General features: G+C 41.4%; 13 protein-coding genes. 7 read left to right on the top strand and 6 right to left on the bottom strand.

All coding sequences use genetic code 11. The features are described 5' to 3' along the window. The first annotated feature begins 18 nt into the window (after positions 1 to 18). On the top strand, positions 19 to 1,428 hold the full coding sequence (gene mnmE / locus G5B43_RS02035) for a tRNA uridine-5-carboxymethylaminomethyl(34) synthesis GTPase MnmE (protein WP_165293038.1): 1,410 nt from the start codon (positions 19 to 21) through the stop codon (positions 1,426 to 1,428). A 125-nt stretch (positions 1,429 to 1,553) separates the two neighbouring features. On the opposite strand, the gene G5B43_RS02030 is transcribed toward mnmE, so the two are convergent. Together G5B43_RS02030 and G5B43_RS02025 are read right to left on the bottom strand one after the other, a co-directional pair. Beyond that, entirely contained in the window at positions 1,554 to 2,675 is a 1,122-nt protein-coding gene (locus G5B43_RS02030; RefSeq protein ID WP_165293037.1) for a hypothetical protein, read from the bottom strand. A 205-nt stretch (positions 2,676 to 2,880) separates the two neighbouring features. Continuing rightward, on the bottom strand, positions 2,881 to 3,540 hold the full coding sequence (locus G5B43_RS02025; RefSeq protein ID WP_165293036.1) for a DinB family protein: 660 nt from the start codon (positions 3,538 to 3,540) through the stop codon (positions 2,881 to 2,883). 251 nt (positions 3,541 to 3,791) lie between these two features. Between G5B43_RS02025 and G5B43_RS02020 the strand changes: the two genes are divergently transcribed. The 3 genes from G5B43_RS02020 to ligD are packed head-to-tail and all read left to right on the top strand — an operon-like array spanning position 3,792 to position 7,238. Next, on the top strand, positions 3,792 to 3,998 hold the full coding sequence (locus G5B43_RS02020) for a hypothetical protein (protein WP_165293035.1): 207 nt from the start codon (positions 3,792 to 3,794) through the stop codon (positions 3,996 to 3,998). Positions 3,999 to 4,001: 3 nt separating this feature from the next. Further along, positions 4,002 to 4,715 (top strand): type 1 glutamine amidotransferase domain-containing protein, encoded by a 714-nt coding sequence (locus G5B43_RS02015; RefSeq protein ID WP_206367196.1) that lies wholly within the window; start codon positions 4,002 to 4,004, stop codon positions 4,713 to 4,715. 45 nt (positions 4,716 to 4,760) lie between these two features. Continuing rightward, positions 4,761 to 7,238 carry a DNA ligase D gene (gene ligD / locus G5B43_RS02010; protein WP_165293034.1) on the top strand — a complete coding sequence of 826 codons (2,478 nt, stop codon included), beginning with the start codon at positions 4,761 to 4,763 and terminating at the stop codon, positions 7,236 to 7,238. Here the strand turns inward: ligD and G5B43_RS02005 are convergent. Both G5B43_RS02005 and G5B43_RS02000 read right to left on the bottom strand, forming a co-directional pair. Continuing rightward, positions 7,235 to 7,990, bottom strand: a complete 756-nt coding sequence (locus G5B43_RS02005; protein ID WP_165293033.1) for a Ku protein — start codon at positions 7,988 to 7,990, stop codon at positions 7,235 to 7,237. The genes ligD and G5B43_RS02005 overlap by 4 nt on opposite strands. 332 nt (positions 7,991 to 8,322) lie before the next feature. Next, positions 8,323 to 9,510 carry a YbfB/YjiJ family MFS transporter gene (locus G5B43_RS02000; RefSeq protein ID WP_165293032.1) on the bottom strand — a complete coding sequence of 396 codons (1,188 nt, stop codon included), beginning with the start codon at positions 9,508 to 9,510 and terminating at the stop codon, positions 8,323 to 8,325. Between the two features lie 141 nt (positions 9,511 to 9,651). Here G5B43_RS02000 and G5B43_RS01995 point away from each other — a divergent pair, with 141 nt between their 5' ends. Beyond that, positions 9,652 to 11,172: a GH3 auxin-responsive promoter family protein gene (locus G5B43_RS01995; protein ID WP_165293031.1), complete on the top strand. Its 1,521-nt coding sequence runs from the start codon at positions 9,652 to 9,654 to the stop codon at positions 11,170 to 11,172. 13 nt (positions 11,173 to 11,185) lie between these two features. Here G5B43_RS01995 and G5B43_RS01990 read toward each other — a convergent pair whose 3' ends face one another. Next, complete coding sequence (locus G5B43_RS01990) at positions 11,186 to 11,860, bottom strand: hypothetical protein (protein ID WP_165293030.1); 675 nt, start codon at positions 11,858 to 11,860, stop codon at positions 11,186 to 11,188. A gap of 71 nt (positions 11,861 to 11,931) precedes the next feature. Continuing rightward, positions 11,932 to 13,395: an RNA polymerase factor sigma-54 gene (gene rpoN, locus G5B43_RS01985; protein ID WP_165293029.1), complete on the bottom strand. Its 1,464-nt coding sequence runs from the start codon at positions 13,393 to 13,395 to the stop codon at positions 11,932 to 11,934. Between the two features lie 226 nt (positions 13,396 to 13,621). On the opposite strand from rpoN, the gene G5B43_RS01980 reads away from it, so the two are divergent. After that, positions 13,622 to 15,967: a transglycosylase domain-containing protein gene (locus G5B43_RS01980; protein ID WP_165293028.1), complete on the top strand. Its 2,346-nt coding sequence runs from the start codon at positions 13,622 to 13,624 to the stop codon at positions 15,965 to 15,967. A gap of 32 nt (positions 15,968 to 15,999) precedes the next feature. Beyond that, positions 16,000 to 19,131: a DPP IV N-terminal domain-containing protein gene (locus tag G5B43_RS01975; protein ID WP_240904690.1), complete on the top strand. Its 3,132-nt coding sequence runs from the start codon at positions 16,000 to 16,002 to the stop codon at positions 19,129 to 19,131. The last annotated feature ends 1 nt before the right edge of the window (position 19,132 follow it).

Raw genomic sequence — 19,132 nt, 5'->3', positions numbered from 1 at the left:
AAACCGTACCTTTGCTTTATGTCAACAGGATTAGTTTCACAAGATACGATTGTGGCTTTAGCGACATCGCCGGGGGTGAATGGGGCAATTGCGGTTATTCGTTTGTCCGGTTCGCAAGCAATCGCGCTTACTAACGCTGTGTTTAAAGGAAAAAACCTTCTAGGCCAGCCTTCCCACACGATCCATTTCGGTACAATACGGGACGGAGATGAAATAATTGATGAGGTTCTGGTTTCCCTTTTTAAAGGACCACATTCCTACACGAAGGAAGATGTGGTCGAAATTTCTACCCATAACTCAAAATACATTATCGAACGCTTGATAGGCTTACTTATCAAAAAGGGAGCTAGAGCAGCACAGGCTGGAGAGTTTACATTGCGGGCATTTTTAAATGGTGGTATGGATTTGTCACAGGCAGAGGCTGTTGCGGACCTAATCGCTTCGGAAAACAAAGCTTCCCACGAAATCGCCATGAACCAGATGCGTGGGGGGATCAGTAACAAGCTACAGCAAATGCGCGAACAGCTGATCAATTTTACGGCGCTCTTGGAACTTGAACTGGATTTTGGGGAAGAGGATGTCGAGTTTGCTGATAGGGCACAATTTGAAGCTTTGGTTCAAGAACTTAAGATGCATATCCACAAACTTATTCAATCGTTTGCTTATGGAAATGCAATAAAGCATGGGGTTCCCGTTGCCATCATAGGAAAACCTAATGCCGGGAAATCGACATTGCTTAATACGTTGCTCGACGAAGAACGTGCGATTGTGAGTGATATCGCCGGAACTACTCGGGATACCATCGAAGAGTCGATCAATCTGGATGGAATTACCTTCCGCTTTATCGACACAGCGGGTTTGCGGGAAACGATGGATACCATTGAAGCCATCGGTGTGACCAAAGCTAAAGAGAAAGTTCGGCAGGCGAAGGTGCTACTCTATTTATACGATGATAAAGACAGCACGGCAAATGAAGTCATCGCACAGGTGAAGGAACTTTATTACGACGGTCTTATTGTCATTTTAGTTCGTAATAAAATTGACTTACAGGGAGGATATTACCCAAACGAAATGGATACAAACATTACTAAGACGTTATTTAGCGATTATAGTGATTCGCTAGTTGCCATATCGGCGAAGGACAGTGATAGCGTGGAAGGTTTAAAAAATATTTTGTTGGACAAAATCCGGAAGATGGCGATCGACGACCAACAGATTATTACCAACACCCGCCATGTAGAAGCTTTAGAGCTGGCCTTTAATGCGCTTGAAGAGGTAGAGAAGGGATTGGCGATGCAGATGTCCGGGGATTTATTAGCTCATCATGTGCGCGATGGGTTGAGGCATATTTCCGGAATTACTGGAGACATCGACGTGGATCGGGATATACTGGGTACGATCTTCGGTAAGTTTTGCATCGGGAAATAATGAAAAATCCTGAAGCGGGGAGCTCCAGGATTTTAAACTAACCAATTATTAACCTAAATTATGAATATCGAATAACTTACAATGACCGTGCCAAAACTTATGCATTGATAGTATTTTTTTGTTTCTTAATATCGGTTAATGGTGAAAGCACCTGCTTCAGAAGGCATTTCTTCTTTGTCAAGTACGATCACATTGCCTCCGTAATTAAACGCTAAGCATGACAATTCATTGATTACGTCTGTATATTGTCCATCATGGTGTACTATTTCGCGTTCCTCCATATCAATATGACCATCTATAGATTTCCCATTTTCAATACAAAGCACTTCTACCTTGCCGTCGATAACATCCCTTACCACATCGTTAATATCTACACTACTCAGGTTTTCCGATAGTGCTAGTTGGTAACGTTCTAACAATTCTTTTTTTCGCTTCTCCAATATTCCGTCAAATCCCTCTTGTATTTTTTCTAATAACGCGGCTTTGGTAAGGGAATGGGGATTTATATCTATGTGAATAGGCGCAAAGTTGTTGTGTTTGCTGATACGTATAAAGTGATTTTGATGCTCAGGTAGTGTAACCAGCAAAAGCGGGATATCCGGAGGCATAGGGTAATGCTCTAGAATAGCTTGGTCGATTTTTCTAAAAAATCGATCCATATCGATGTCCGCCTCTTGACTTTTTTCCATGTAGCCGTGGAGTCCGGCCCCCTCGACGACGTTGCCATGTAAATGGTTGTTGGTAAGCTCGGCACCTAGGGCCTCTTTCATGCCAGTAGGCACCTTGTCTTTTATATCGAGTTCCTCAATCTGGTACTTATCGCCTTTATAAAGTTTAACGTCATCCAAAGCTAACGCCAAAAGATAATAAGGTTGGTTCTCATGATATAGTTTAAACAACGGTTTTACACAAAATGAATCGGCCACGCAGGTTATTTCTTGGACTTTTTGAGGCAACCGTAATATTTGTGTATCCTGTGACGATACAAAGATTGCAAGCCCCTCATCATTATGATCCCAAAAATTCTTGTCGTCTATGAGTTTTTCCAATGGCTGAATCAATTTTTCATGTCGATTAAGTTTATTGTCTTTGGTATACTGCAACGTCTTTTTATATAGGTTTTTAAAAGTTATAGGATCCGTTGCATTTGCCGGGTGTACTCGATGGGTAGGCATGTAAATCGAGATACAAGGTTCACCTTGAATTGCTGTAAGTTCTTTTAGTAATTTTAAATCGATTGTTTGCATAATAGATGTTTTTAATGAATGCATTGATGTTCCTTTTAAACATTTCTTCTTTGGACGATTCTAAAACAGAAAAATCGTCCTGCTACATAAAAGCGGCCTATATATAAAACAGTGTAATTAAAGAGATGTTTAGAAAAGTTTATGATAGCTATAAACAAAAAAAGCTGGAGTAAAGAACTCCAGCACTTCACATATTTTGTTTAACTTATTGTTTTGGAAAATTAGGGTGCGCTTTAATCTCTTCTATTTGCAAAATGTGTCTATCTGAGTGTGCTGTTATGAATAATAGATTCTGATAGCCGTCTACCGGTCCTGCGGGTCCTTGGCTAATATGATTTCGCAAAACCTTTATGTCGGCGTTTTTTATATAATCGATGATCTCTTTTCTCCCATTTTCGAATGCTGTTAAAGCTTCGTTTATATCATCGTATTTTCCAGTGGGTTTAAGCATTTCGGGCGCTGGATATTTTTCACCCCTGTTAGTGATGCTCTTGACAATTTCTTCGTCAGTATAACTTGGCTTTTGGGAGGTTTGGGACGTATCAGGTTTTGACATTTCTTGTTTGAACATCCCAAAAATCATAGGTTCTGATAAGACGATATGTTCTAAACACTGACTAATCGACCATTGCCCTTCTCCTGGACTGAAATTTAACTGTTCTTCTGTAAGACCTGTTACATTTTTCTTTAGTTGTGTCGCCGTCTGTTCGTAATGCGTAAGTAGTTTTTGAATATCACGACTACTATCTTGTCTAAAAGATAGCATATTTCGCAAATTATGATCTGCGACTGCGTCAGGGGTGCTTATCAACAGGACGGCCCACAGCGGAGTTACCCTGATGAAATGTAATAGGTGCTTTTTCATAATAGATCCTTTTTATGTAAACGTTAATATAAATTTCCCTACATCTTTTAGCATACAATACTATATACTTTTTTTAATAGGATACTTGACATAAGACAAGATATTTACGGCGACCACGTGAAATACCTGTATTTAAACCAATAACGATGTATAAATACCTAAATTAACAATAAAAACAACCATAGAAGTATTTTTATTGTTCAACAATTGTTTAACAACATAATATTAGATTACAAATAAATAAGATTGTTATGAAAAGGATCATTTTTTTTACATTTATGCTAGGTCTATTAGGTATCGGCTGTGGTGGTAATAGGACTGAAAATTCCGACACAATGGATAGGGACACTATGGGAGACCAAAACTATAGAAATGGAAGTTCGATGACAGATACCACTATGCGAGACACTGTTGATTCGGTACTACCTCCCACACCTGCTCCAGTTACACCTAACTAAATCATGGGGTTAACTTTCAATATCTTAATGCTACTCACTTCTCACGCCAGAATGGATGGGACAGACTCTACGACAGGCGTATGGCTAGGAGAAATGACAGATCCGTATTATGAGTTCGTCGATGCGGGGTTTAAAGTGACGATGGCTAGTCCGTTGGGGGGAGAACCTCCAGTCGATCCCATGAGTAGACTGACGGAGCATGTTACTGCCTCCAACAGACGTTTTTTGGATGATGAAATTGCACAACAACAATTTGCAAGTACACTGAAGCTGGAAAATATACACGCCTGCGCTTTTGACGGCGTGTTTATTTCCGGTGGACATGGCCCGTTATGGGATTTAGCCCGGCATCCGGAGGTAGGCCGATTGTTATTGGAGTTCGTGAAGGAAGATAAGCCGATTGCAGCAGTTTGTCACGGACCAGCTGCATTGCTTCCGCTGGCGGATCTTTATCCCGGATACCTGTTGGGAAAACAATTGACGGCGTTTTCCAATCTGGAGGAAACCATAGTCATGCGTCACAGCAATATTCCCTTTGAACTGGAAACACGGTTGAAAGAATACGGGGCAGATTTTAGTAAGGCTAAGCTTCCTTTTGGTCCACACGTAGTGTTAGATGGGCAGCTTATTACAGGGCAAAATCCACTATCTGCGGCATCTACAGCACAAACCATGATCGAACTTCTCACTTATCCTGCTACTGTAGGAGATCCTTAAAACCTTATGGAGATGAGCGTGTTTTTTCAATAAAAAAGACAGGATATGGCGAAGCTTGCAGACTACAAAAAGAAAAGGGATTTTAAACAAACGCAAGAACCAAAGGGCAGTAGTAAGCGGAAGGACAATCAGGAAGAAAAGTTACGGTTTGTTGTACAACGACATCATGCTTCTCGCTTACATTATGATTTTCGTTTAGAGCTGGACGGGGTATTGAAGAGCTGGGCTGTTCCAAAAGGGCCGTCGTTATATCCGAAAGATAAGCGGTTGGCCATGCAAGTCGAAGATCATCCGATAGATTATGCCTCTTTTGAGGGGATTATTCCAAAAGGTAATTATGGCGCTGGCGTGGTCACTATTTTTGATTCGGGATATTATGAGTTCACTGAAGCAAAGAACGCAAAAGAATTTTTGCAGGATTTAAAAAAAGGTTCTCTAAAATTTAAGTTACACGGACATATCCTCCGCGGCGAATTTGCTTTAGTGCGAATGAAGGGACAGGAGGAGAATGCCTGGCTACTCATAAAGCATAACGATCGATACGCACGGGACGAACCCTACAATAGCGAAGATAGCGTACGACAAGAGGTTAAGCAAGCTGGCGTAGATTTTAAAAAAGAGAAGAAAACTCAAACCTCTAAAAAACTTCCTAAAACTAACCAAAAATCTAATACGGAAGAATTCCTGAAACCTATGTTCGCAAAATTGGCAGAACATCTTCCTGAAGGAACGGAATGGCGGTACGAAAAAAAATACGATGGGTTTCGTATTTTGGCTATAAGGAACGAAATCGGTGTTCAACTTTATTCGCGAAACGGGAAAGATATGAATACATTGTTTCCATCGCTGGTGACAGAACTATCTTCCTTGGACAGGCATGCTTGGATTGACGGAGAACTTGTTATAGAGGACAAATATCAGAAACCACATTTCCAATTGATCGCCAGTGGTGAGCCTATCCCAAGTCATCTTAGATTGCGCTATTATATCTTTGATATACTCCGTTTGGAGGATGAATACGTGACGGATTATGCACTTAAAGAGCGTGGGGAGTTACTTGCACTGTTATTTCGGCGTCTTAAGAAACCTAAAATTGTTCAGTTAACGCAGATCTTAGAAGGTACAACCCAACAAGTTAAAGCAACGGCCGAAAAGCAACAATGGGAAGGAGTTATCGCGAAAGATGTCGATAGCACCTATTTACCAGGCAAACGTAGTGGCTCTTGGACAAAATTTAAGTTGCGGAATAGCCAGGAAGCTATCATTTGTGGTTATACGTCGCCGCAAGGGAGTCGTTCATTTTTCGGCGCTTTGGTGCTCGGTCATTATCGGGAGGGGGAACTGGTATATATCGGCAACTGCGGTACAGGATTCAATGCGAAAAACCTTAAAGATCTCTACACTGCAATGCAGGAGCATGAGAATACACACAAACCATTTGATCAAGACGTGGCGGTTGCGAAAGAAAAGGAAGTGACCTGGCTACGCCCCATATTGGTTTGTGAAGTATACTATAGCGAATGGACAACAGACCATCATCTACGCCATCCGGTATTTAAAGGCTTACGGCAGGATAAAGATGCTGAAGAAATTGAGAAGGAGGATCCCATGAAAAATGAAAATAATAATGATGTAATAACGATAGGTCGTAAAAAAGTTCAATTGACCAATTTAAACAAGGTATATTGGCCAAAAGAACATTATGTCAAAGGGCAGATGATTGCGTATTATGAACAGATGGCCGATTACATACTTCCGTTTATCAAAAATAAACCGATATCGATGCATCGTTTTCCGAACGGCATTACAGCAGAAGGTTTTTTTCAAAAGGATGTGGATACCGATAATATTCCAAGTTGGATAAAAACAGTTCCGATACACTCGGAAAGCACGGGGAAGGAAATAGACTATATCGTTTGTAACGATAAAGCAACGCTTCTTTATATCGCAAATTTGGGTTCTATCGAAGTGAACCCCTGGCTGTCTACATACGGAAAACCGGAACACCCCGACTTTGCCGTGCTGGATCTGGATCCAAACGGAGCCGACTTCCAAGAGCTAATACAAGTTGCTAAGACCGCGCATACTATTTTCCAAGAATTGAAAGTGGCGGCATTTTTAAAAACTTCCGGATCAACTGGATTTCATATCTACCTATATTTAAAAAAGAAGTATACATACGACGTCGCAAGGGACTTTATTGAACTGGTGGCCCAAATGATCCAGGAGAGGCATCAGGACACAACAAGCCTGATCCGCGATCCTAAAAAGAGAAAGGGAATGATTTACTTGGATTTTCTGCAGAATAGGAGGGGGCAGACGATCGCTGCACCTTACTCCCTGCGGCCCAAAGAAGGAGCAACCGTCAGCACACCTTTGCGATGGGAAGAATTAACGCCCAAATTGTGTATAGCGGACTACAATATCAAGACAACATTGAAACGCGTCAAAGAGCTGGACGATCCGTGGGCGACGCTATGGGATAGTGCGGTTAATATAAAACAGGTGCTTGCTAAACTTTAGGCTAAACTAGCCTTTAATTTATTCAACAAGTCTGTGGATTTTGTATTTTCCACTTTCATCTTACGGATAGATGTGTGTTTTCCTTTGGATTTCTGTTTTATAATTTTTAGCAACTCGCTAGTATACTCATTTTTATATTTCGATATATCAAAAGGCCGGCTATGAAGTTTGATCAATTGAAGGGCCATATCCATCTCTTCTTTTTTTAATCGTGTATTGCCAGGCAAGTTTAGTTCATCTGCCGATCGGATCTCTTCCTCAAATCTGATCTTGTTGAGTAAAAGCATATTCTCGTATGGCTTCACGATGGCGAGATGCTCTACATTACGCATGACAAAAGAACCTAATCCGGCAGTTTTACTTTTTTCAAGTGCTTTCAAAAGAAGTTGGTAAGCCTTTGTTCCCCCTTTTTGCGGTTCCAGGTAATAGGGCGTATCAAAATAAATGCTATCTATTTCATCCATCTTAACGAAAGAATGTAGATTTATCATTTTGTTCTTTTCGGGACTGGCCTCTTCGAAGTCTGAATCTTCCAAAATGACATATTTATCTTTTAACAAATAGCCTTTAACAATATTTTCCCACTTAACCTCCTTGCCGGTGTTTTCGTTAACGCGCTTGTATTTGATGTTCGATTTGTCTTTTCTATCTAACATATCTAAATCTAATGAGCTGCTTTGTATAGCGCTATATATTTTAACAGGGATATTAACTAATCCAAATCCTATTGCTCCAGTCCAAATAGCTCTCATAGTATTTTTTGCTTTATTTCTATTAGTAAGAACAATACTTTGATAAAAAGGTTCTTTTGAGAATAATCCTAAATAACCAAGCTCGGCTTATTTAATAAGTTATTCGGGAATTGGAATTATCTCCATATCACCGTGTTATTACTTAGCTGCGATTCTATAAGGGGACTAAAGGGGATTAATAGGGATAACATCTATATTAACCCCCTGTTAAACCCCTACTAACCCCCTGTTAATATCCTATTGATATATAATTTAAATATACGGATGATATACTATAGACGAAACCGGAAGAAGATCTGCAAAATGAATATTTTAGGTGTTTACAGATAATTTTACGTTTTGGGTGTCCGCCATGTCCAGAATAATCCCCAGATGAAAGCTCCCAGCCCTACGGCAAAGCTTTGGAGTAAAGTACCTCCATACTCGATCCACAACTTAGCAAGCCACGGGCCTATTAATTGTGATCCGGCGTAAATGGCAATAAGCGCAGCGGACAATCTCGGTCCCTGATGTGGTTGAAAACGCCTTGCTAATCGTTGCGTACACATAACTGATCCTAAAAATCCACTACCTACTAAAATTGCGCACGCGATTACGCCGGTTCCCGCTGGGATTAGCAATACGGTGGCTACTCCCAGCGCTTGCAATATATATGTATAGATCAGAGCAAATCGGTCTCCGAATCGATGCCCGATCCAGTTCCATATAGGGATGGAAATCAAGCATGAAAGGGACGTGATAGCCCAGACATTTTTTATCCATATACTATCCTCTGACATCGTGTCGTGGGCGAGCGTAGGAAGAAAAGTCATAGGTAAGATATAGCCTAGGCCGGCGCCGATATAAGAAAGAAATAGTGGTGTGCTTCGTCGGTCGAAAAGTGCACTATTTTGTGTCGGTCGTTGGTATTTGTCTTTATAGTCGGGTCTTTCTACTTGAACCTTTACAAACTGTGTGATGCTGTAAGTTGCTAATAATAAGGAGGCAATACCTATTGGAATCCAACGATGTTCCGCTTGAAAAAAAGTTGCTGTCGAATCCACTAATAACCCGCCTGCCAATAACCCGCCAGCCACACCAAAATATACTAAACCACTTAATTGAGGTTTGTTGTTCATGATGAACCACTCCAACAGTAAAGCCGGGGCTAAAACAAACACAATTCCATTGGTAACTCCGTTTAGAAATCGTAATAGCAGCAACAAATCAAAGTGCGAAATAAAACATTGAAATGTGGTGATTAGTACATTTCCCACTAAACCAATCAATAAGTACTTCTTGATAAACTTTGGTTTGGAGTATCGTACCGCAAGTAGTGCTCCAATTAGATAGCCAAAATAGTTTATAGTTGCCAAATCAGCACCTTGTGTGATGGTCAACATACTATCGCTGATAAAATATGGCAATAAGGGCGTGAATGAAAATCTACCTAATGCATGCACTACAGCGAGAGCAGCAATACCCGCTAACAAATAGCGGATGGCTTTTTGTTTAATTGAATCTTCTGTTATATGTGCCACGAATGCATACTAATGACTATCATTTTATTTGCCGGCGCAAGATAATAAATAGTTTGAAGGGGAAGAATATTCTACGATTTCAAAAACAATTTTCACGGACATTTATTCTCTTATTATACGATAAAGAAGAGCAGACATATTATGGCGATTATTGGAGAAATTATTAAAAGGGTAATTGATGTGAACGGCTTGATCAATAAGGACTCTACACCTTGGGAAGCCCAGAAGCAAGTCTTGCTGGATATGCTAGATGTAGCAAAATATACCGCTTTTGGCAGAACGTATGATTTCAGTAATATCCTTGCGGATATAGACCCTGTAAAACATTTCCAACGCGTAGTTCCCATTTTCGACTATGATAAACTCCATGCAGAATGGTGGCATTATCTGCATGAGGGGCATGAGAACGTGACATGGCCTGGAGGGCAACGTTATTTCGCCATGAGTAGTGGGACGACTAGCAATAGCAAAGCCATTCCGGTAACGGATGATATGTTGAATTCTATTAAAAAGGCGGGTATACACCAGATATTGAGTTTGAAGAACTTTGATCTTCCAGGAGATTTTTTTGAAAAGGACATCATGATGTTGGGTAGTAGCACGAAGCTTGTGGAGCATAATGGATTTCTGGAAGGCGAAATTAGTGGTATATCAGCGGCTAATTTACCGTTATGGTTTCGAAGATTCTATAAACCCGGCAGGAAAATAGCAGATAGCAGGGAATGGGACGAGCGCGTGCGTAAAATAGCCCGTGCGGCAAAGAAATGGGATATAGGAAGCATGACCGGTATTCCCTCATGGTCAGAAATCCTGATTAAAGAAATTATTCGCCAAAATAAGGCGGACACCATTCATGACATTTGGCCCAATCTACAGGTATATAGTACTGGCGGCGTGGCGTTTGGCCCGTACCGTAAGAGTTTTGAAAAATTATTTGCGAAGCCTATGATTTATATCGACACCTATCTAGCGTCGGAAGGTTATTTAGCCACCCAAAAGCGTCCAGATACCGATGCAATGGCGCTTATTACCGACAATGGCGTCTTCTTCGAGTTTGTTCCTTTCACTTCCGAAAATATGGATGAGGATGGATGTGTAACGCAACAAGCACCTACGCTGACGATTCAAGAGGTAGAAGAAGGGGTAGAATACGTATTGTTAATTTCTACAGTTTCCGGTGCTTGGCGCTATGTAATAGGAGACACGGTTATGGTAACAGATAAAGAGCGGGCAGAAATCATTATCAGTGGGCGTACAAAGCATTTCCTCAATGTGGTTGGCGAACAACTGTCAGTGCACCAGATGAACCAGGCCATCCAGAAATTGCAAGAACAGTTTGGTTTGGCAATCCGCGAGTTTACCGTGGCATCTGTTCGTCGGGGCGAACGGTATATTAACAAGTGGTATCTGGGAGCAGACCGGGCATTTCCGGCGTCGACGGAAATTACCAAAGCACTTGACGCTGCGTTGCAGGCAAACAATAAAAACTATACCGTTGCGAGACGACAAACACTCGACGGCATCGAAGTGGAAATCATACCCATAACGCACTTTCATCGCTGGAGTGAGCATAATAAAAAGTTAGGTGGACAAACCAAAATACCACGTGTGATGAGCGAAGAAGATTTCGAAACATTTGAAGCATTTATAGCTAGGCTTTAAATGTTATAACAGATTATTTATCTTTATCTTGTGTTCTTTTATATAAAGCCGTTTCATCGGCTAAAAGTTCCTCTTTTTCGGGTTGCGTTTTCCTTTCCATTTCCGAAACCAGTTCAACGATATCATCCGGAGAAAGGTAAAGACGGACAATTTTTTCTTTATAGCGGGAAGATAATTCGCTATGTCCAAGGATGAATTCCTTGGTTGACAGGATATACGAGGACATACCGCTATTAACGGCAAAGATGTCCGCTATACGTTCCACTTTACGCACATATCTTCTGGATAACCAATACAGCAAACCAAATTTCGCTATGCCCCATACGGTTCGCCGTTCGTAATCCATAACATGACCTAATTCGTGGCCAAGCCATCCAATCAACACATCCGCCGGTAAATGGTGGATGGGTTCGATACTTTGCGTAAGCTTAAATACCGGACTGATTAAAATATCATATACTCGTTTATCGCGGGATTGCAGGAGTGTGCTTACTACCGGGCGTGCCGCCATTACAGACCTCTTTAGTTTTGGGGTAAACCTAAATCGAATGTGGGTATGTTCAAGTTCCGGGAAGTGGGATAAAGCCTTGATGGCTGATTGCTCGATAACCTTGGGTATTTCCTTGTTCTTGGGAAATACCGCTAAGTGCCTATTTCTGTCTGTTTTCTCCGCTGTATAAGCGCCCATAAGCTTTTTACCATATTAACAACAAGCAACAGAAATTGTTGCAAATAAACTGGTATCCACTAAAAGAGAGCTTAAAGCTCCTTTCTCAATCTTGCCACTGGGATGTTCATCGCCTCCCGGTATTTGGCAACGGTTCGTCTGGCAATGGTGTATCCCTTGTCTTTTAAAATCTCTGTCAATTTTTCGTCCGCTAACGGTTTGCGTTTATCCTCATTGGCGATACATTCTTCTAATATTTTCTTTACTTCTTTATTGGAAACCTCTTCACCTGAATCCGTTTGGATGGCTTCAGAGAAGAACGATTTTAATAAAAAAGTTCCAAATTCCGTCTGCACGTATTTGGAATTGGCAACACGTGATACAGTTGAAATATCCATTTCGATCTTGTCTGCTATATCCTTTAATATCATGGGCTTAAGAAGACGTTCATCGCCCGTGAGAAAATAATCGTATTGGTATTCCATAATAGCATTCATGGTCTTCAATAGCGTCTGTTGCCGCTGCTTTATTGCGTCTATAAACCACTTGGCAGAATCCAGTTTTTGTTTGACAAACTGTACGGCCTCTTTCATCTTTTTATCCGTCTTTTCCGCTTTTTCGTAGTGTGCAAACATTTCCTGGTAGGAGCGGGAAACGCGTAACTCAGGAGCGTTTCTTCCGTTGAGCGTTAGATGAAGCGTACCGTCATTGTTCATGATATGGAAATCCGGGATAATATGAAGCTGTTTGCCTGCCGAAGCGCCGGAATCGCCTGGTTTGGGATTTAATTTGAGAATTTCGTTGATAATATCTTTAAGCTCTTCTGAATTTACTCCCAATTGCCTCTCTATCTTGTCATAATGCTTTTTAGTAAATTCGTCGAGATAATTCTCAACAACTTTAATGGCCTGACTAATAATAGGATTATTTTGATCCTTTTTACGTAATTGTATAAGTAAACATTCTTGCAAATCTCGTGCACCGATACCAGCAGGTTCAAAATCTTGGATTACCTTTAGTATAGCCTCGACTTCTACTTCTTCTGCAATTACATTTTGTGAAAAAGCGAGGTCGTCGATCAATGACACGATGGGACGTCTTAAATAGCCGTCGTCATCCAAACTACCGATAATCTGTTGTCCGATGAGGTAATCTTTATCCGATAAAGCAAGTAAATCCAGTTGGTTTTGTAAAGACTCGAAGAATGAATCTTGAATAGCTATCGGAATCTCTTTTCTATCGTCATCGTCATCGCTTCCATAATTGGTTGAATAGTCGTTATAGTCCTCTTCCTGTATATATTCGTCTACATTAAACTCCTCGTCAAAATCGTTATCCTGATTTTCGAAATTATCGTCGGGATCATGGTCTGGATATTCCTCAACTGGATCATTCATATTAGTTAAACTCCCGTCCTCTAAAGCAGGGTTTTCCTCTAATTCCTCTTTGATGCGAGCATCAAGAGAAACGGTTGGCACCTGCAACAGTTTTATAAATTGAATTTGTTGCGGGGAGAGTTTCTGTAATAATTTTTGCTGTAATGTCTGTTTTAACATGTTTTAGCTTCTTTTGCAGGGTAAAAATACTTAAATAAATCAGAAAACTAAAGTGTGCGGTATCGCGTACATCTAAAATAGGTATAATTATTGAGGGGAAGTTTCGTTATCAATGTGAAATGTACGCGTATACGTCAAACGTTAAAATACGTTAATTACCGAAACCATAACCTGTTTTTTTGCCTTGCCTCGTTGTTTTTAGAAAAACAATTTCCATATTTACGATATGTTTAAAAGGGTTAAAAACAAAGTCGTCCGTTACCTGTTGATAGCGGTTTATAGCCTTATTGTATTGGTATGTGCTGTTCAGCTAAATTTCTTATGGCTATTTGGGTATTCCCCTACAAAAAAAGACATTGTTCTGCCAACACTCCATATTTCGTCGGAGTTATATACTGCAGACTCCGTTCTGATAGGTCGATATTTTGAGGAGGATAGGGATCCGGTTGGTTATGATAGTATTTCAGAAAATATATTAAATGCGCTTATTGCAACAGAAGATGTTCGTTTCTACAAACATAAGGGGGTAGATTTTATAGGGCTGTTTTCTAGTGTTATATCTACATTGAGGGGGGACAAGCGGGGAGGAAGTACTATCACGCAACAACTTGCAAAGAACCTATATCGAACACGATATAACCAGTCCCAAGGTTTGCTTGGCCGCATTCCCGGAGCACGTCTGGGCGTAACAAAATTTAAAGAGTGGATGACCGCTTATAAATTGGAAAGCAGATATGAAAAAAATGAGATTATCGCAATGTATCTAAATACCGTCTCGTTTAGTAATAACGCTTACGGTATTAAATCTGCTTCTTTGCGATATTTCAATAAACAACCCAATCGATTATCGGCTGTGGAGGCAGCTGTACTGATCGGAATGTTGAAAGGAACGACCCTTTATAACCCTATCCGCAACCCAGATAAATCAAAAGAGCGTAGGAATGTTGTTCTAAGGCAGATGCAAAAGGAGGGGTATATTAGTGAAGAACAATATATTTCCTTTTCCAAGGAACCATTAGCATTGAATGTGAATAATCCAGAGCGAGGTGGAACGAATGATTCATATCTACGGGCGGCTGTGGAAAAATGGCTTGAAAAATGGAGTCAGGAACATGATATAGATATTTACACAGCTGGTTTAAAGATCTATACAACAATCGATTCCCGCATGCAGCAATTGGCGGAAGAAACGGTATCTAAACAGATGGAAGGATTGCAAAAACGTCTAGACAATGCATGGAGAAACGAGGAACCGTGGCGGGATAAAAGTGGTGCTGTAATTCCTGGTTTTCTGGAAGATAAGGCTAGAAGATTGCCGGTATTTATATCGTTAATGAAACAGTATAACGATGACGAAGAGAAAGTATTCCAAAGGATGAGAGAGCCAAAGAAAATGACAATTTTTACGTGGGAAGGTGATAAGGAAGTAGAGATGTCTACGATGGACTCGTTAAAACATTACGTGAGTATGCTGAACACAGGCGTCATGGCAATGGATCCATATAATGGGAAAATTAAAGTGTGGGTAGGAGGTATTAACCACCGTTATTATAAATTTGATCACGTAAATCAGGCAAAACGACAAGCAGGTTCCACCTTTAAGCCTTTTGTCTATCTCACGGCGCTTGAGCATGGTATGGAGCCTTGTGATAAGTATGAAGACAAGCCCGTTCGATTGGATTTTGTCAATAAGCAGGGAGAAAAAGAGGTCTGGGAGCCCAAAAATGCCGATTGGAGTTTTTCTTATCGTAATATGTCGCTTCGTTGGGCGATGGCTCGTTCTTTAAATACAATAACGGCACAGATAACAAAGGATGTTGGTTGGGACAAAATTGTGGAAACAGCGCATCGCTGTGGTATCGTGAGTCATTTGGAATCCGTGCCTTCTGTAGGATTGGGTTCAAATGACGTATCTGTTTTTGAAATGGTGAATGCTTATGCCACTTTCATGAATGCGGGCAAAAGGGTGGAACCGGTTCTCGTTTCAGAGATCTACGATAGTGAAGGGCACCGAATAGCATCTTTCAAAACGAAAGAAAAACAAGTTGTGGATCCAGAGAACGCTTGGTTAATGACGTATATGCTACGTGGCACAATCGAAGAACCGCAGGGAACTTCGCAAGCATTGTGGGAATGGGATCTTTTCGGTGATGAAAATCAGATTGGAGGGAAAACAGGAACCTCCTCTGATTACGTTGATGGATGGTATATGGGCGTGACAAAAGACTTAGTTGCCGGTGTTTGGGTAGGCTGTGATGAGCAAAGCATTCGCTTTAAAAATTCGCAGACGGGGGAGGGTTCTAAAACGGCTTTGCCTATTTACGCAACGTTCATGGAGGAGCTGTACAAGCGGCCGGAACTAGGTGTTACAAAAGGTAAATTCCCGGATCCTAAGGTAGAGATTAAGAAAAAATATAATTGTCCGAGTCCGCGGATACGAATCGAGATACCAAGTGATAGTACGGCAGTGGAATTAGATACAGAAAACGAAAATCCGGAAAGTCTGTTAACACTGCCCTTGCCGGAAGTGGAAGAACAAGAAAGGACAGAAACAGACGAAATAGAAAGATAATTTGTATTTTTGAAAGAGACTAATCGTTAATTATGAGCATAAAAGACACATGTGGTTTAGCGAGCATCCAACAGCTAGTCGTGGGGATGTTTTTACTGTTAGTTGTGCCAAATATAGCGTCTGCACAATATTTTGGACAGAATAAAATGCGCTATAAGAAGTTAGATTTCAATGTGAAGCAAACCCCTCATTTTGAAATGTATAGTTATCTTAACAACGACAGTGTGATAACTTGGTTGGCCAAAGAATCTGAAGTATGGTACAATATGCACCAACAAGTGTTTCAAGACACATTTCTGCGTAAAAATCCACTTATTATCTATAGCAATCACCCCGAATTTCAACAAACGACTGCCATATCCGGAGAAATATCTGTTGGTACGGGTGGGGTGACAGAAGCGTTTAAGCAGCGCGTAGTGATGCCGATTATGCAAATTAACCATCAGACCAGGCACGTACTGGGACACGAGATGGTTCACGCGTTCCAGTTCCGTATGTTGATGGAGGGAAGAGATACCACCCGTTTGGAAAATGTGGGAAATATTCCTTTGTGGATGGTAGAAGGGATGGCGGAGTATCTTTCCATCGGAAAAAAAGACGCATTTACAGCAATGTGGATGCGGGATGCCTATGCCCGTAACGATATCCCCTCGTTAAAGCAACTGACAGAGCAATCCTATAACTATTTCCCGTACCGTTATGGCCAAGCATTTTTGGCGTTTATCGGGGCCACCTATGGGGATACTGTCATTATGCCTATGTTTATGGAGACAGCGAAATACGGCTACGAAATGGGCATACGTCGCGTTTTCGGTTACGACGCGCAGACCATGTCGACTTTATGGCGAAACACGATGGAGTCTACCTTTAAAGCGTTAAATAAAGATACCACCTCTCGTCCTATTGGCCAGGCTTTAATTACTTCCGTCAACGGTGGCCGTATGAACGTAGCACCGGCGATTTCGCCTGACGGACGCTTCGTCGCGTTTATGTCGGAAAAAGATCTTTTCGGTATTGATCTTTTTTTGGCGGATGCCCATACGGGCAAGATCCTGCGGAAATTGGGAAGCCGGACCACCAATAAAGATATAGATGAGTTTAGTTATCTGGAGTCGGCGGGTGATTTTTCTGCCGATAGCCGATATTTTGCTTTCAGCGTATTTAGTGAGGGCAAAAACAAATTGATGATCATTGATATACAAACGGGAAGACCGGTTGCGCTCGAAGCAATGGGGGATATCGTAGAATTTACAAACATCAGCTTTGCTCCCGACGGCGACCGTGTAGCTTTTTCGGGATTGAAAGAGGGGCAGAGCGATATATATATATTTAATTTCAAGACAAAAGAACTGACGCAATTAACGAATGACAAGTATTCCGATTTCCAGCCAAGTTTTTCTCCTGACGGAAAAATGATTGTTTTCAGCACGGACAGAATGTCGTTGGAGAGTGCTTCTCGTTCAGTTGATATTCCTATGGGAATGGCGCTGGTTGATGTCATGACAAAGGAAGTAACCACGATCGATATTTTTCCGGGAGCAAATAATTTAAATCCGCATTTCTCGGGCGATGGTAAGTATATTTATTTCCTGTCCAATGGCGATGGGTACCGTAATATGTTCCGTTACGCACTGAATGGAGCCATAGTAGAGCGGCTTACAGATTACTTTACGGGAATTAGCGGTATTACAGAATATTCCCCTGCAATGAGTATATCCGGCAAAAATGATATTGTGTACTCTTATTTCAAAGGTAATCAGTACAGTATTTATAAAGCAAATGCCTCAGACTTCGAGCCGGAAGTGATTGATGCCAGCGCTTCCGACTTTACAGCTGCCATGTTGCCGCCGAATATAGATCGTGGGGTTAACATTGTTAATACAAATCTGCAGAACTTCAATTCCTATCGTCGAATCGATACCGCACTGATACGGCCTGTACCTTATCGTTCGAAGTTTAAGCTCGATTACCTAGCCAATTCGGGCGTAGGTATGACCGTGGGCACGCGCTATGGAGCGGGGATGGCGGGTGGTATTTTCGGCATTTTTTCGGACATCCTTGGTTATAACCAAATTTACTCGACCTTGAATATAAATGGGGAAGTACAGGATTTTGGTGGACAGGTAGCTTACGTAAATCAGCGAAGCCGTTGGAACTGGGGCGGTTCGTTTTCACACATTCCTTATCGCAGCGGGTTTCGGGCTTATGAAATGGACGATCTGGGTAGAGGAGAAGAACTGGTGCTAAGCGATTATATTATCCGCCAATTTGAGACACAGCTCGATGCTTTCGTGGCCTATCCATTTAATAAGCATCACCGCTTCGAAATAGGTGGTGCGCTGGCACGCTACGGTTATAGCGTGGAAAAATGGCGTCAAAGTTATTTCAGTTTCGGTTTCGTAGATCGCCAAAGATTATCGAATGAGGAAGCAATGGATTTATTGGGTTTTCGTCTGGATCCACTCGTTATGCAGCAGCTCAGTACTGCTTTTGTGGGTGATAATTCCGTATTTGGTTTAACATCGCCAATACAGGGGTTTCGTTATCGCGTATCGGCGGGGCAATATTTCGGTGATCTAAACATGCGCGCGTATAATGTGGATCTACGGCGTTACGTACGCTTTAAACCGGTAACCTTAGCTGTTCGTGCCTATTCTTATATTCGTTCGGGTGGTGATGAGAATCGCTTGCGCGGCAACTATATCGGTTATCCCTTTTTCGTGCGGGGCTACGACAATCTAAGCCGTGACCGCGTCGGAAATATTTCTTTTGATGACCTGATGGGATCTAGGGTATTAGTGGGTAACTTTGAAGTACGCTTGCCGTTTACTGGTCCTGAGCAACTCGCTGTGGTAAAATCCGGTTTGTTGTTTTCCGACCTGAACCTCTTCTTTGATGCAGGATTAGCGTGGAATAGTGGCAATAAAATTGTGAGTAATCTGGACAAAAAACCGACAGTACCTGCAAAAGATCAAAATGGAAATCTTATTCCAGGAGAATCTGTTTATGATCCCAACTATCGCGTGCCGGTATTCAGTGCGGGTATATCTATGCGAGTAAATCTTTTTGGAGCCATGATCCTTGAGCCTTATTATGCGATACCGTTTGTATCGTCAAGGACGAAATTCGGTACGTTTGGATTAAACTTCATGCCGGGCTGGTAGT

The sequence above is a fragment of the Sphingobacterium sp. SGR-19 genome, assembly GCF_011043555.1.
Lineage (GTDB): Bacteria > Bacteroidota > Bacteroidia > Sphingobacteriales > Sphingobacteriaceae > Sphingobacterium.
The sequence above is the reverse complement of the archived record's forward strand: the minus strand, read 5'-3'. Positions and strand labels throughout refer to the sequence as shown.

Coding starts and splice junctions, on each gene's coding strand:
- ligD (WP_165293034.1), top strand. CDS start 4,761: ATGGCGAAGCTTGCAGACTACAAAAAGAAAAGGGATTTTAAACAAACG.
- G5B43_RS02030 (WP_165293037.1), bottom strand. CDS start 2,675: ATGCAAACAATCGATTTAAAATTACTAAAAGAACTTACAGCAATTCAA.
- G5B43_RS01995 (WP_165293031.1), top strand. CDS start 9,652: ATGGCGATTATTGGAGAAATTATTAAAAGGGTAATTGATGTGAACGGC.
- G5B43_RS01980 (WP_165293028.1), top strand. CDS start 13,622: ATGTTTAAAAGGGTTAAAAACAAAGTCGTCCGTTACCTGTTGATAGCG.
- G5B43_RS01990 (WP_165293030.1), bottom strand. CDS start 11,860: ATGGGCGCTTATACAGCGGAGAAAACAGACAGAAATAGGCACTTAGCG.
- rpoN (WP_165293029.1), bottom strand. CDS start 13,395: ATGTTAAAACAGACATTACAGCAAAAATTATTACAGAAACTCTCCCCG.
- mnmE (WP_165293038.1), top strand. CDS start 19: ATGTCAACAGGATTAGTTTCACAAGATACGATTGTGGCTTTAGCGACA.
- G5B43_RS02020 (WP_165293035.1), top strand. CDS start 3,792: ATGAAAAGGATCATTTTTTTTACATTTATGCTAGGTCTATTAGGTATC.
- G5B43_RS02005 (WP_165293033.1), bottom strand. CDS start 7,990: ATGAGAGCTATTTGGACTGGAGCAATAGGATTTGGATTAGTTAATATC.
- G5B43_RS02015 (WP_206367196.1), top strand. CDS start 4,002: ATGGGGTTAACTTTCAATATCTTAATGCTACTCACTTCTCACGCCAGA.
- G5B43_RS02025 (WP_165293036.1), bottom strand. CDS start 3,540: ATGAAAAAGCACCTATTACATTTCATCAGGGTAACTCCGCTGTGGGCC.
- G5B43_RS01975 (WP_240904690.1), top strand. CDS start 16,000: ATGAGCATAAAAGACACATGTGGTTTAGCGAGCATCCAACAGCTAGTC.